Source organism: Pseudomonas sp. S32 (assembly GCF_016648095.1).
GTDB lineage: Bacteria > Pseudomonadota > Gammaproteobacteria > Pseudomonadales > Pseudomonadaceae > Aquipseudomonas > Aquipseudomonas parafulva.
The window spans coordinates 21,797-35,550 of the sequence record NZ_JACVVF010000001.1; the positions used below are offsets into that span (position 1 = coordinate 21,797).

The following is a 13,754-nucleotide window of genomic DNA, read 5'->3' on the forward strand; positions in this document are numbered from 1 at the left end:
TACGACACAGGCACGACACCCTGCCCCGCTATCCTTTATAGTGCCGCCCATGATCAGAGACCCTTTCGAACGCCTCGGCCTTGACCGGGAAGTGCTCACCGTCAGCCAACTCAACGGCCGCGCCCGGGTGCTGCTGGAAGACGTATTCCGCAGCGTGTGGGTGGAGGGTGAAATCTCCAACCTTGCCCGCCCTGCCTCCGGGCACATGTACTTTACCCTCAAGGACAGCGGCGCCCAGGTGCGCTGTGCGCTGTTCCGGCAAAACGCCACGCGGGTGCGACAGGCATTGCGCGATGGCCTGGCAGTGCGCGTGCGCGGCAAGGTTTCGCTGTTCGAGGGGCGCGGTGACTACCAGCTCATTCTCGACACGGTCGAGCCGGCCGGTGACGGCGCGTTGCGCCTGGCCTTCGAGGCACTGAAGGAAAAACTCGGCGCCGAGGGGCTGTTCAGCACCGAGCGCAAGCAACCCCTGCCGGCCCACCCGCAGCGCATCGGCATCGTGACCTCCCCCACCGGTGCGGTTATCCGCGACATCATCAGCGTGTTCGCCCGGCGTGCACCCCAGGTGGAACTGAACCTGATCCCCACTGCCGTGCAGGGCCGCGATGCCATCGCGCAGATTGTGCGGGCCCTGCGCCTGGCCGACAGCCAGGGCTTCGATGCGTTGATCCTGGCCCGCGGCGGCGGCTCGCTGGAAGACCTGTGGTGCTTCAACGAGGAAGCCGTAGCGCGGGCCGTGGCCGCCTGCCGCACCCCTGTCGTGAGCGCCGTAGGCCACGAAACGGACGTCTCGATCAGTGACTTTGTCGCCGATGTACGCGCCCCAACCCCCTCGGCTGCCGCCGAACTGCTGGCCCCTGACAGCAGCGGCCTGCAACATCGCCTCGATGGCCTGCAACGGCGCCTGCTGTTGCGCATGCAGAACCGCCTGGCCCATGACCGCCTGCGCGTCGAGTCGCTGGCCCGGCGCCTGCGCCACCCAGGCGAGCGCCTGCGCCAACAGGCCCAGCGCCTGGACGACCTGGACATGCGCCTGCGCCGTGCATTCACGCACACCCTCAACCAGCGCAGCGAACGCATGGTGCGCCTGGAAACACGGCTGGCCGCGCAGCACCCCGGGCGTGCACTGAAGTTGCTCGGCCAGCGCCTGGACAGCCTGGCCGAGCGCCTGCCACGTGCCATGCGCGACGTGCTCAAAGACCGCCGGCAGCGTTTTCAGGCACAACTGCAGACCTTGCAGGTGGTCAGCCCGCTGGCCACCCTGGCACGCGGCTACAGCATCCTGCTGGACGAACGCGGCCAGGCCGTGCGCAGCGCCGAGCAGACGCACAACGGCCAGCGCCTGACGGCCCGCCTCAACGAAGGCGAGCTGCACGTACGCGTCGAAGACAACCACCTGACCCCGGTCACCCTCTCTTTACTGGACTGACACATGCCACGCCTGCTCGCCCCCCTGCTTGCCCTTACCCTCACGCTGCTGGCGACCGGCGCCCAGGCCAGCTACATCACCCGCACCCTCGACAAGCCGGTGCCCGGTGGCGTTGCCGTGGTCGACCTCGGCCCGGCCGCCAGCGCCCCCAGTGCACGCTTCGACGGCAAACCGGTACTGGTGGTGAAGGAGCAGGGCAACTGGCTGGCGATCGTGGGCATACCGCTTACCCAGAAGCCCGGCAGCGCTGTGCTGCAGCAAGGCAGCCGCAACCTGCCGTTCACCGTCGGCACCAAGCAGTACCCCGAGCAGCGCATCACCCTCAAGAACACCCGCCAGGTAAACCCTAACCCGGCCGACCTCAAGCGGATCGACCGCGAGCTGGCCGAACAGATCAAGGCCTACCGCAGCTTCAGCCCTGGCCTGCCCAGCAATCTGATCCTCGACAAGCCGGTGAGTGGGCCGCTGTCGAGCAAGTTCGGCGTGCGCCGCTTCTTCAATGGCGAAGAGCGCAACCCGCATGCTGGCCTGGACTTCGCCGTACCAGCCGGCACGCCGATCAAGACACCCGCCAACGGCCAGGTGATCCTGGTGGGGGACTATTTCTTCAACGGCCGCACGGTGTTCGTCGACCATGGGCAGGGCTTCATCAGCATGTTCTGCCATATGTCCAAAATCGATGTGAAAGTTGGCCAGCCCTTGCGGCGCGGGGACGTGGTGGGGCGCGTGGGCTCGACCGGGCGTGCGACCGGGCCGCACATGCACTGGAATGTCAGCCTGAACGATGCGCGGGTGGACCCGGCCATTTTCATCGGGGCGTTCCAGCCCTGAGATCGGCGGCAGGGCCAGCACGCGCCCTGCTTCCCTCGATTTGCGCCATCGAAAAATACCCAGCAAAAATACAAAAGCCTGAGCCGGATTAGTGCCATAAAATCTCGCAAAATGGCTTTTTTTAAGCATTCCTCTCAATTTTTTTCAAGCGCTTGCCATCCCCCACCCCACTGGTTAGGGTTGAGGGCATGAAAACCTTCAGCACCCTCATTCTGCTCCGACAACATCGCAGCCTTTGCCTGGTCAGCGCTCGACTACCAGGCTGAATCGCGTCGCCTCGCCCCTTACCTCGTTATTGCCCGGCAGGCCCGACCTCGGCCGCACACAAAAGGATTGCTTCCATGACCATGCTCAAAGACCCTTCGAAGAAATACCGCGCGTTCCCGACCATCGACCTGCCTGACCGTACCTGGCCGTCGAAAACCATCACCGCCGCGCCCATCTGGTGCAGCTCGGACCTGCGTGATGGCAACCAGTCGCTGATCGAGCCGATGGACGCGGAGAAGAAGCTGCGTTTCTGGAAGACCTTGGTGCAAGTCGGCGTGAAGGAAATCGAAGCCTCGTTCCCGTCCGCCTCGCAGACCGATTTCGACTTCGTGCGTACGTTGATCGAAGACGGCCACATCCCGGATGACACCACCATTCAGGTGCTCACCCAGGCCCGTGAAGACCTCATCGCCCGTACCTTCGAGTCGCTGCGCGGTGCCAAGAAAGCCATCGTGCACCTGTACAACGCCACCTGCCCGGCCTTCCGCCGCATCGTCTTCAACCAGGACAAGCAGGGCGTGAAGGACATCGCGGTGAACGCGGCCAAGCTGTTCGTCAAATATGCTGCCCAGCAGCCGGAAACCCACTGGACCTTCCAGTACTCGCCCGAAACCTTCAGCGCGACCGAAATGGAATTCGCCAAGGAAGTATGCGACGCGGTGATCGAGGTGTGGAACCCCACCCCTGAGCACAAGCTCATCCTCAACCTGCCGGCCACCGTGGAAGTTGCCACGCCGAATATCTACGCCGACCAGATCGAGTGGTTCTGCCGCAACATCAACCGCCGCGACAGCGTGATCATCAGCCTGCACTGCCACAACGACCGTGGCACCGGCATCGCCGCCACCGAACTGGGCCTGATGGCCGGCGCCGACCGTGCCGAGGGCTGCCTGTTCGGCAACGGCGAGCGTACCGGCAACGTCGACCTGGTCACCCTGGCCCTCAATCTCTACACCCAGGGTATCGACCCGTTGCTGGACTTCTCCGACATCGACGGCGTGCGCAAGGTCGTGGAAGAGTGCAACCAGCTTCCGGTTCACCCGCGCCATCCGTATGTGGGTGACCTGGTACACACCGCCTTCTCCGGCTCGCACCAGGATGCCATCCGCAAAGGCCTGGCCAAACAGCAGGACGGCGCGTTGTGGGAGGTGCCTTACCTGCCGATCGACCCGGCCGATATCGGCCGCAGCTACGAGGCCGTCATCCGTGTGAACAGCCAGTCGGGCAAAGGTGGCATCACCTACCTGCTCGAACAGGAATACGGCATCAGCCTGCCGCGCCGCATGCAAATCGAGTTCAGCCAGGTGGTACAGGGCGAAACCGACCGCCTGGGCCTGGAAATGACCGCCCAGCAGATCTACAGCCTGCTGCACAAGGAATACCTCCAGGCCAACGCGCCTTATGCCTTGGTCAGCCACCGCCTGCAGGAAGAAAACGGCCACAGCGCCGTGGAAGTGGAAGTTGCCGGCGAAGGCGAAACCACCCTGCACTGGCGCGGCAAGGGCAACGGCGCCCTGGAAGCCCTGGTGGCAGGCCTGCCAGTGGCCGTGGAAATCATGGACTACAACGAGCACGCCATTGGCGCGGGCACCAATGCCAAGGCAGCGGCGTACATCGAGTTGCGTGTGGCAGGTGGTCGCCCGGTGCACGGTGTGGGCATCGATGAAAACATCACCACAGCCAGCTTCAAAGCCCTGTTCAGCGCGCTGAACCGCTCGCTGAGCCAGCAGGAAGCCAAGGCGGCCTGATCAGCCATCGCGAGCCACCTCGCTCCACCGGAGGCCACGCTTCCCGGCAGGAGCGAGCCAAGTTTGCGATGCGCCGCCTGCGGCGCACCTTCCCCAGGCCAAAAAAAAGGGCGCCGACCAAGCGCCCTAAAAGCCGTAAAGCACACAACAAATTCAGTTGCCTTCAACCAGCGCCATCGCCTCGGCGCTGCAGGCCTGGATCCGCGCCCAGTCGCCGTTCTTGACCCAGTTGCTGTCCAGCATCCAGGTGCCCCCCACGCACATCACATTCGGCAGCGCCATGTAATTGCGCACATTGGCCGGGTTCACGCCGCCCGTTGGGCAGAAACGGACATCGCCGAACGGCCCGCCGAAGGCCTTGATCGCGGCAACCCCACCACTGATCTCTGCCGGGAACAGCTTGAAGCGGCGATAGCCCAGCGCATAACCCATCATGATCTCGGACGGTGTGCTGATACCCGGCAGCAGCGGTATCTCGCTCTCCACACCCGCCAGCAGGATGTCCTGGGTAATGCCCGGGGTCACCACGAACTGGGCACCAGCAGCCTCGACCGCGGCAAACATTTTACGATCGAGCACGGTACCTGCGCCCACGCACAACTCTGGGCGCTGCTCACGCAGCACCTGGATGGCCTTCAGCCCGTGCTGCGAGCGCAGCGTTACTTCCAGCGTGCGGATGCCACCTGCTGCCAGTGCGTCAGCCAGTGGCAGGATGTCTTGCTCGCGGGCAATGGTAATCACCGGCAGGATGCGCGCCGCTTCGCAGATGGCGTCGACCCGGTCGGCTTTCCCGGCCATGGAAAGCAGGGGCTGTGGGCGTTCGAGGGTGGTCATGACTGTGGATCCTTGGCTCATGGGCACCAGTAGATGTCCAGGGGGGCATGTAGAAAGGCGCGAATCGGCATTTGCGCGAGGTCGTTGCCAGCCAGCGCGGCGCGCAGGGTAGCGAGTTTGCCCTGCCCTTGCACGGACAGCGCAGTGAAAGCGGCGCCCGCCAGCAGCGAGCGGGTCATGGACAGCCGCTGGTGCGGTACCACCGGCGCGAGCATTGGCAAACAGCGACGCGGGTGGGTGGTGTCCAGCCCCAAGGCCAGGTTGGGGCTGCCGGGGAAAAGCGAGGCGGTGTGCCCGTCATCCCCCATGCCCAGCACCAACACGTCTATCGGCGGCAGCTCGGCCAATCCCTGGTCGGCCAGCTCGGCGGCCACCTCGAGGTTGGGCGCCTGCTGGTACAGGCCGAGGAAGCGGGCCTTGGCAGCAGCGCCCTTGAACAGATGCCGAGCCAGTAGCCCGGCGTTGCTGTCCGCATGTTCGACCGGCATCCAGCGCTCATCGGCCAGGCTGACCGTGACGTTGTTCCAGTCCAGAGGCTGGCCGGCCAGTTGTTCCAGGAAAGCCACCGGGCTGCGCCCACCCGACAACACCACGCAGGCATGCCCTTTGGCGGCAATGGCGGCGCGCAGGCGTGCAGCCACGTCTTCGGCCAGCGTTGTAGCCAGGGTACGGGCATCTGCCAGGGCGTGCGCTGTAGCGCTCGCGGGCAGTTGCAGTTCAGATATCGCCTCAGATGTCGCCATACCAGGCCCTCCCATCGCGTGTGATCAATGCAATCGAGCTCATCGGCCCCCAACTGCCGGCCGCATATGGCTTGGGGGCGTCACCGGCGTTACGCCAGCCGGCGATCAGCTGGTCGCACCACTGCCAGGCGTGCTCGATCTCATCCTTGCGCACGAACAGGTTCTGGTTGCCACGCATCACTTCGAGCAACAAGCGCTCGTAGGCATCCGGAATCCGCGCACTGCGCCAGGCATCGGAAAAATTCAGCTGCAACGGGCCGCTGCGCAATTGCATGCCCTTGTCCAGCCCCTGCTCCTTGGTCATTACCCGCAACGAAATACCTTCGTCAGGTTGCAGGCGAATGATCAGCTTGTTCCCCACCTGCAAACGTTGTTCCGGGGCAAAGATATAGTGGGGCGTCTCCTTGAAGTGGATGACGATCTGCGACAGTTTTTGCGGCATGCGCTTGCCGGTACGCAGGTAGAACGGCACACCCGACCAGCGCCAGTTGCGAATGTCGGCGCGCAAGGCCACGAACGTTTCGGTGTCGCTCTGGGCGTTGGCGTTGTCTTCTTCAAGGTAACCGGGTACCGGCTTGCCATCGCTGTAGCCGGCAATGTACTGGCCACGCACCACACGGGTGCTCAGCCCATCGCCGGTGATCGGGGCCAACGCCTTGAGCACCTTTACCTTCTCGTCGCGGATGGCGTCTGCAGACAGCTCGCTGGGCGGGTCCATGGCGATCAGGCACAGCAGTTGCAGCAGGTGGTTCTGAATCATGTCGCGCAGTTGCCCGGCCTTGTCGAAGTAGCCCCAGCGGCCTTCGATGCCGACCTTCTCGGCCACGGTGATTTCCACGTGGGAGATGGAGTTCTGGTTCCACTGGGTTTCGAACAGGCTGTTGGCAAAGCGCAGGGCAATCAGGTTCTGCACCGTTTCTTTGCCCAGGTAGTGGTCGATGCGGTACACGCGGTTCTCCGGGAAGAACCGCGCCACGGCGTCGTTGACCCGGCGCGACGACTCAAGGTCGTGCCCAATGGGCTTTTCAAGCACCACACGGGTGCGCGCACTGAGGCCTGCGTTGTCCAGGTTTTCGCAGATCGCCCCGTACACCGCGGCGGCAGTGGCAAAGTAGGCAATCAACGGCTGCTCGCCCGGCACCTGCTCGGCCAGGGCCTGATAACCCTCGGGCTGAAGAAAATCCAGGTGCTGGTAATGCAGCCGGGCCAGGAAGCGTGCGAGTGCCACCGGCTCCATATCCGCTTGCGCCACGTGCTGGCGCAGGTGCGCTTCGATGGTGTTCAGGTGGTCCTGTGCGCTGCCCGCTTCACGGGCCAGCGCCAGCAGGCGCGTCTGGGGGTGCAGCAGGTTGGCCCGGTCGAGTTGGTACAGCGCAGGAAACAGCTTGCGCAGCGCCAGGTCGCCCAAGGCGCCAAACAGGGCAAAGGTGCAAGGTTCGACACTGATTGCAGCCATGATGTTGGTTCTTTCCTAAAGTTGGACTAGGAATACCGCTTTCACATACGGTTTTCAAGGGCTAATGTAGTAAAAACCATAACATTAGACAGAAGTACGACAGACAAGTGGTGCGCAACCCGCACCGCCAGTACGATAGACGACCGTGCAAAAGGCCTGCTGCTCCCACAGCCGCCTGTCTTCCCGACCCAAGGACACCCCATGGACCGCGTGAGAAACCTCCTGGAACAGATCCAGGGACGCCTCGACGAGCTGAACAAGGCCGAACGCAAAGTCGCCGAAGTCATTCTGCTCAACCCGCAACAAGCCACCCGTTTCAGCATCGCCGCACTGGCCCAGGCGGCCAAGGTCAGCGAGCCTACCGTCAACCGCTTCTGCCGGTCGTTCGGCGTTAGCGGCTACCCCGAACTCAAGCTGCAACTGGCGCAGAGCCTGGCCAGCGGCGCCGCCTATGTCAGCCGGGCGGTGGAGGCCGACGATGACCCGGCGGCCTATACCCAGAAGATCTTCGCCAGCGCCATCGCTTCGCTCGACAGCGCCTGCCAGCAGCTCGACCCGCAGCAAGTCAGCCGCGCCGTGGACATGATGATCCAGGCCCGGCAGATCCATTTCTTCGGCCTGGGCGCCTCTGCCCCGGTGGCGCTGGACGCCCAGCACAAGTTCTTCCGCTTCAACCTGGCCGTGTCGGCCCACGCCGACGTGCTGATGCAACGCATGCTGGCCTCGGTGGCGCATACCGGCGACCTGTTCGTGATCATTTCCTATACCGGGCGTACCCGCGAACTAGTCGAGGTGGCGCGCCTGGCGCGGGAAAACGGCGCCTCGGTACTGGGCCTGACTGCTGCCGGTTCGCCGCTGGCCAATGCCTGCAGCCTCAGCCTGCACATTCCGCTGCCCGAGGACACCGACATCTACATGCCCATGACCTCGCGCATCATCCAGCTGACCGTACTCGACGTACTGGCCACCGGCATGACCCTGCGCCGCGGTGTGGACTTCCAGCCGCACCTGCGCAAGATCAAGGAAAGCCTCAACGCCAGCCGCTACCCCATCGAGGACGACGAGCTCAACTGAGCCGGTGCGCTTGCAGGCTCAGGTGCGCGCGCTGCCCCGGTGCCAGGCTCAGGCCTTCGTCACTGCCGCTGGCCGCTTCGACGCACACGAAGCGCTGGCACTCGCGGCCCGTCACACCCAGTAAGGGCCGGCTGCCCGGGTGCCAGACCACCGTGTCATCGCTGTCACCGGTGTCGATGCACAGCTCGCGCTGCCAGGCCGGGTCCTGCAACTGCACCCGGGGTATGCCCGGGTACACCCGCTGGCAGCCGCCCTTGAGCTTCAAGGCGCCACCCTGGCGGCAGGCCTGACGGCTGAGCCGGTCATAACCTTCGATGTCTTCCAGCCCGGACAGCGCTATCTCGGATACGTCACTGATACGCCAGTACGCCAGCAGCGCATGGCTCAGCTGGCAAGGCTCGCTGTCCTGGTGCTCGGTGCTCAGGCTCAGCTCCATGCGGCTGCCCAACTGGGCGTGCAGGTCCACCTGCCAATCGCAAAGCTCCAGCCGCCACCTGAGGCTGACCCCCTGCTCGTCCTCCTGGCTGTCCATCAGCTTCCAGTCCAGCAACCGCGCCCAGCCATGGGCTGGCCACAAATCCTCGCTAGGGTGGCGGCCATACCACGGCCAGCACACCGGCACACCGCCGCGGATGGCACCCACCTGCGGCCACTGCTCGGCGCACCACAGCCAGGGCCGTTCGCCTGCCGGTTGGAAGTGCAGCAGTTGCGCGCCCTGGCGGCTGAACACCGCCTGGCAGCGGGGGTGATCGATGACCAGCACATCACGCTGCTGGTAACGCTCCCACTCGAACGTCGGCCGCGGCCGCTGCGAGGCAAAGAAGCGATGAAGCGGATGTTCCGGCATGGTTCAGGGCTCTTGTTGTTTGAGGTAGCGCTGTCTCGGCCTGTCCCCGCTACCCACTGCGGGGCAGTGGGTAGCGGGCGCCAAAAAGGGATTGGCGTAAATTTACAACAAATGGCGTCAGAATGACGACTGAATCTTCAGGCCTGCGACCAGCGCGTTATCCACCTCGTCCACCCCGCCCGGGCTCTTGATGTACTGCAGGTTGGGGCGCACGGTCAGCCAGTTGGTCACATGGAAACCGTAGTACAGCTCGGCGTTGTACTCGGTGCGCTGCAGTGGCACGAAGCCCGGGTTGTCGTAATCGTCAATGCCGCTTTGCGCGTTGAGCTGCTGCGCGCGCTTGCGCACATCGTCGTTGACATGGATACGCGCGATGCCAAAGCCGATGTCGTCTTTGGGGCGTGCATCGAACGCGCCTTTGTACACCATGCCCACCTGCTGGTAGTTGTCCACCACGTTGGTGGCCTTGTCATGCACGGTGAAGTTGGCGAACAGGCTGAGGCCACGGTTGACGTCCCCGGCCTGGGCCGTGACTTGCTGCTGCGCCACCACCCACCAGCCATGCTTGCTGGAATGGGACTTGAAGCCCGACCCGCTGATACCCTGGGCATTGCCGTTCACGTCCTTGTAAACGTCCTGGGCGTCGGCAGTGCTGTAGTAGTAACCCAGGCGGTACTCGCCCGGCAGGCCGTTGACCTTGGGCGACCAGACCATTTCCACCGGCAGGATCGCCCCCTTGGTGCCGCTGCCGCTGAGCTTGAAGCCATTGCCGGTTTCCAGGTTGGAGGGGTTCTGCTCGTACGCGCCCACCTGCACGAAGAACTCCGGCGTGATGTTGTACTTGACCCGCAGCGCCCACTGGCTCACCGGCCAGTTGTACCAGATGCCGCCCACCCAGTTGCCCACCTGCGAGCCGCAGAACGACAGGTTCTGGAAGTCGCACGGGAAGCTGTTGAAGTCCTCGCCCTCGCCAAACCGGCCGAATTTCACGTCCAGTGCGCCATCAAAGTACTTCTGCTTGACCCACATCTGGGTCAGGCGCCAGGTCTGGCCACGGCCCCATACTTCCTGCACCGAGCTGAACTGCCCGGCGCGCGGGTCGCTGATGCGGTCGTTGGACAGGTTGCGGCCGCTGCGCTCGGTGATCGCCAGCTTGAACTCGGCATCGTGCCAGCCAAGAATCTTTTGCAGGTCCAGGTGCGCGCCCAAGGCAAACTGATCGCTGTAGCGCGCCGTCTTGTCGTGGTTGTAGCCGCCGCGCAGGTTACCGGCCACCTCCCCCACGTAGTCGACGGTGAAGTCGTAGCCCTTGTCGAGCAGCTCGGTACGGGTGCCACCCCAGTCCCCGGTCATCCATTTCGATTCACTGGAAAAGGCCTCGGCAGCTTGAGCGGCAGTGCTGCAGGCCATTGCCAGCGGTGCCAACAGGGCCAATGAGCCCCAGGCGGTGGTGCGTTTGCGCTGTTCCATCCCTTTACGTCCTCTTTTTTCTTATTTGATGGTGTTGACGAGTCAACGGCCCGTACTGGCAGCCGCGTTGTCCATTACGCTTGCGGTGGTGCTGGCCAGGCGCAGCCGTTCGCCGCTTGCAGCGTCGAACAGCAGCACCCGTGCCGGGTCGAATTGCAGGGCAAGCGTGTCACCTACCCGGCACGCCACATCCGGCGCCAGTCGGCAACACACCTTGGTCTGGTTGAGGGTGACGAACACCAGCAGGTCGGGGCCGGTGGGTTCGGTAACCTGCACCTCGGCGCGGATGCCGGGCAGGCCATTGCCCTGCGCACCGCCCAGGGCGATCTGCTCGGGGCGGATACCCAATATGATCTCGCGCCCTTCCAGCTCGGCAGCAGCGCCGGGCAACGGCAATTCGCAACGCGCCTGGCCACTGTCCAGCACGGCCACCAGGCAGCCGCCCTGCGCCGTCACCCGCACGGGCACGAAGTTCATGGGCGGCGAGCCGATGAAGCTGGCGACGAACTGGTTGGCCGGGTCGTTGTAGATCTGCTGCGGGGTGCCGAACTGCTGGATGATGCCGTCCTTCATCACCGCCACCTTGTCACCCAGGGTCATGGCCTCGATCTGGTCATGGGTGACATACACGGTGGTGGTCTTCAGGCGCTGGTGCATCAGTTTCATTTCGGTGCGCATCTCTACGCGCAGCTTGGCATCGAGGTTGGACAGCGGCTCATCGAACAGATAGATCTTCGGCCTGCGCGCCAACGCGCGGCCCATGGCCACCCGCTGCTGCTGGCCGCCCGACAGCTGCGCGGGTTTGCGCGCCAGCAGGTGCTCGATTTGCAGCAGCTTGGCCACCCGCGCCACCTCTTCGTCAATGGCCGCCTGGGGCATCTTGCGGATCCTCAGGCCGAACTCGATGTTTTCCCGCACGCTCATGGTGGGGTACAGCGCATAGGACTGGAACACCATGGCGATGTCGCGGTCCTTGGGGCTCATGCCGCTGACGTCCTGCTGGTCGATCAGAATGGCGCCGCCAGTGATCTGCTCAAGGCCAGCGATGCAGTTCATCAGCGTGGACTTACCGCAGCCCGAAGGCCCTACCAGAATCAGAAACTCCCCGTCCTTGATGGCCAGCTGAATATCCTTGAGGGTGTCCGGCAGGCCGCTGCCGTAGGTCTTGTTCACATTGCGAAGTTCGAGCGTTGCCATGACTTACCCCTTGACTGCGCCGGCCGTGAGCCCGCGCACGAAATATTTGCCTGCCACCACATAGACCAGCAGCGTCGGCAGCCCGGCGATCATTGCCGCGGCCATGTCGACGTTGTATTCCTTGGCCCCGGTGCTGGTGTTGACCAGGTTGTTCAGGGCCACGGTGATCGGTTGCGAGTCGCCGCTGGAAAACACCACGCCAAACAGAAAGTCGTTCCAGATCTGGGTGAACTGCCAGATCAGGCAGACCATGATGATGGGCGTGGACATGGGCAGGATGATGCGCCGGAAGATGGTGAAGAACCCGGCCCCGTCCAGCCGTGCGGCCTTCACCAGAGCATCAGGGATGCTCACGTAGAAGTTGCGGAAGAACAGCGTGGTAAACCCCAGGCCGTAGACCACGTGCACCAGCACCAGCCCGGTGGTGGTGCTGGCCAGCCCCAGCTTGCCCAAGGTAAACGAGGCGGGCAGCAGCACGGTCTGGAACGGCAGGAAGCAGCCGAACAGCAACAGCCCGAAAAAAAGCTGCGAGCCGCGGAACCGCCACATCGACAGCACGTAGCCGTTGAGCGCACCGATGGCAGTGGAAATGGCCACCGCCGGCACGGTGATCAATATCGAGTTCCAGAAGTAGCCACTCACCGTGCCCCAGGCCTTGACCCACCCCACAGTGGTGATCGCCGTCGGCCAGCTCAGCAGGTTGCCGGTACCGATGTCTTCGGGGGTTTTGAAGCTGGTCAGCAGCATCACCACCAGCGGTACCAGGTACAGCAGTACCGCCACCAGCAGCACGGCATGGATGGCCAGCCGCGCCGGGCTCAAGGCCGGTTTGTCGACAGCGCTATGCATGGCGTTTGCTCCGCAGTTCGGAATACAGGTAGGGCACCAGGATGGCCAGCACGGCGCCCAGCATCAGAATGGCACTGGCCGAGCCCATGCCCATCTGCCCACGGCTGAAGGTGAACGAGTACATGAACATGGCCGGCAGGTCGGACGAATAGCCCGGGCCACCTGCGGTCATCGCTGCCACCAGGTCGAAGCTCTTGATGGCGATGTGCGACAGGATCATCACGGCGCTGAAGAACACCGGGCGCAGGCTGGGCAGCACCACCTTCCAGTAGATGCGCGGCAGGCTGGCACCGTCGATCTGCGCCGCACGGATGATCGACGGGTCGACGCCGCGCAAACCCGCCAGGAACATCGCCATGATGAACCCGGACGCCTGCCACACCGCCGCAATCACCAGGCAGTACACCACCCGGTCAGGGTCGATCAGCCAGTCCAGGCGAAAACCCTCCCAGCCCCAGTCGCGCAGCAGCTTGTCCAGGCCCATGCCCGGGTTCAGCAGCCACTTCCAGGCCGTACCGGTGACGATCATCGACAATGCCATGGGGTACAGGTAAATGGTGCGGATGAAGCCTTCGCGGCGGATGCGCTGGTCCAGCAGCACCGCCAGCAACACGCCGATGGCCAGGCTGATGGCGATGAACAGGCCACCGAACACCAGCAGGTTCTTGCTCGCCACCCACCAGCGGTCGTTGTCGAACAGCCGCGCATACTGGGCCAGCCCCGCCCACTTGTAAGTGGGCAAGAAGGTCGAGGTGGTGAAGGACAGCACGAAGGTCCAGAGGATGTAGCCGTAGAACCCTACCAGCACGATGAACATGCTGGGCGCCAGTACCAGTTTAGGTAGCCAGCGCTGCAAGGCGTCCAGGGGGGATGCCCGCAGTTTCGCGGTTGCTGTAGTCATGGTGTGATTACCCGGGGCCTGGGCAGCCCCTTGTACAAGTCAGTCCCGGCCCTGCCGCCAGCCAGCCCGCGCCACACAGGCATGCCTGCAGGCGCCGGCTGGCCGGCG

General features: G+C 64.0%; 12 protein-coding genes. 4 read left to right on the top strand and 8 right to left on the bottom strand.

Annotation, left to right across the window (positions count from 1 at the left end; all coding sequences use genetic code 11):
• Window positions 1–49 precede the first annotated feature (49 nt).
• The 3 genes from xseA to leuA all read left to right on the top strand — a co-directional run bounded on the left by xseA (window position 50) and on the right by leuA (window position 4,275).
• Window positions 50–1,429, top strand: a complete 1,380-nt coding sequence (gene xseA / locus IAE38_RS00120; RefSeq protein WP_201215182.1) for an exodeoxyribonuclease VII large subunit — start codon at window positions 50–52, stop codon at window positions 1,427–1,429.
• A 3-nt stretch (window positions 1,430–1,432) separates the two neighbouring features.
• Window positions 1,433–2,260, top strand: a complete 828-nt coding sequence (locus IAE38_RS00125; protein ID WP_201215184.1) for a M23 family metallopeptidase — start codon at window positions 1,433–1,435, stop codon at window positions 2,258–2,260.
• Between the two features lie 341 nt (window positions 2,261–2,601).
• On the top strand, window positions 2,602–4,275 hold the full coding sequence (gene leuA / locus IAE38_RS00130) for a 2-isopropylmalate synthase (protein ID WP_201163246.1): 1,674 nt from the start codon (window positions 2,602–2,604) through the stop codon (window positions 4,273–4,275).
• A gap of 153 nt (window positions 4,276–4,428) precedes the next feature.
• Here leuA and IAE38_RS00135 read toward each other — a convergent pair whose 3' ends face one another.
• From IAE38_RS00135 to zwf, 3 genes are read right to left on the bottom strand one after another with little or no spacing between them, the layout of a single operon-like run.
• Window positions 4,429–5,109: a bifunctional 4-hydroxy-2-oxoglutarate aldolase/2-dehydro-3-deoxy-phosphogluconate aldolase gene (locus tag IAE38_RS00135; RefSeq protein WP_201163247.1), complete on the bottom strand. Its 681-nt coding sequence runs from the start codon at window positions 5,107–5,109 to the stop codon at window positions 4,429–4,431.
• A 17-nt stretch (window positions 5,110–5,126) separates the two neighbouring features.
• Window positions 5,127–5,867 carry a 6-phosphogluconolactonase gene (gene pgl / locus IAE38_RS00140; RefSeq protein ID WP_201215186.1) on the bottom strand — a complete coding sequence of 247 codons (741 nt, stop codon included), beginning with the start codon at window positions 5,865–5,867 and terminating at the stop codon, window positions 5,127–5,129.
• On the bottom strand, window positions 5,839–7,308 hold the full coding sequence (gene zwf, locus IAE38_RS00145; RefSeq protein WP_201215188.1) for a glucose-6-phosphate dehydrogenase: 1,470 nt from the start codon (window positions 7,306–7,308) through the stop codon (window positions 5,839–5,841). The genes pgl and zwf overlap by 29 nt, the downstream gene beginning before the upstream one ends.
• A gap of 210 nt (window positions 7,309–7,518) precedes the next feature.
• Between zwf and hexR the strand changes: the two genes are divergently transcribed.
• A complete protein-coding gene (gene hexR / locus IAE38_RS00150) occupies window positions 7,519–8,382 on the top strand; it encodes a DNA-binding transcriptional regulator HexR (RefSeq protein WP_169774905.1) in 864 nt (287 codons plus the stop codon).
• On the opposite strand, the gene IAE38_RS00155 is transcribed toward hexR, so the two are convergent.
• The 5 genes from IAE38_RS00155 to IAE38_RS00175 all read right to left on the bottom strand — a co-directional run bounded on the left by IAE38_RS00155 (window position 8,375) and on the right by IAE38_RS00175 (window position 13,646).
• Entirely contained in the window at window positions 8,375–9,229 is an 855-nt protein-coding gene (locus IAE38_RS00155; RefSeq protein WP_201163250.1) for a D-hexose-6-phosphate mutarotase, read from the bottom strand. The genes hexR and IAE38_RS00155 overlap by 8 nt on opposite strands.
• A 117-nt stretch (window positions 9,230–9,346) precedes the next feature.
• Window positions 9,347–10,639, bottom strand: a complete 1,293-nt coding sequence (locus IAE38_RS00160) for a carbohydrate porin (RefSeq protein ID WP_236403184.1) — start codon at window positions 10,637–10,639, stop codon at window positions 9,347–9,349.
• Between the two features lie 102 nt (window positions 10,640–10,741).
• Window positions 10,742–11,896 (bottom strand): ABC transporter ATP-binding protein, encoded by a 1,155-nt coding sequence (locus tag IAE38_RS00165; protein WP_201215190.1) that lies wholly within the window; start codon window positions 11,894–11,896, stop codon window positions 10,742–10,744.
• A gap of 3 nt (window positions 11,897–11,899) precedes the next feature.
• Window positions 11,900–12,745, bottom strand: coding sequence for a carbohydrate ABC transporter permease (locus IAE38_RS00170; RefSeq protein WP_201215191.1), 846 nt, complete (start codon window positions 12,743–12,745; stop codon window positions 11,900–11,902).
• On the bottom strand, window positions 12,738–13,646 hold the full coding sequence (locus IAE38_RS00175; RefSeq protein ID WP_028631474.1) for a carbohydrate ABC transporter permease: 909 nt from the start codon (window positions 13,644–13,646) through the stop codon (window positions 12,738–12,740). The genes IAE38_RS00170 and IAE38_RS00175 overlap by 8 nt, the downstream gene beginning before the upstream one ends.
• Window positions 13,647–13,754 lie beyond the last annotated feature (108 nt).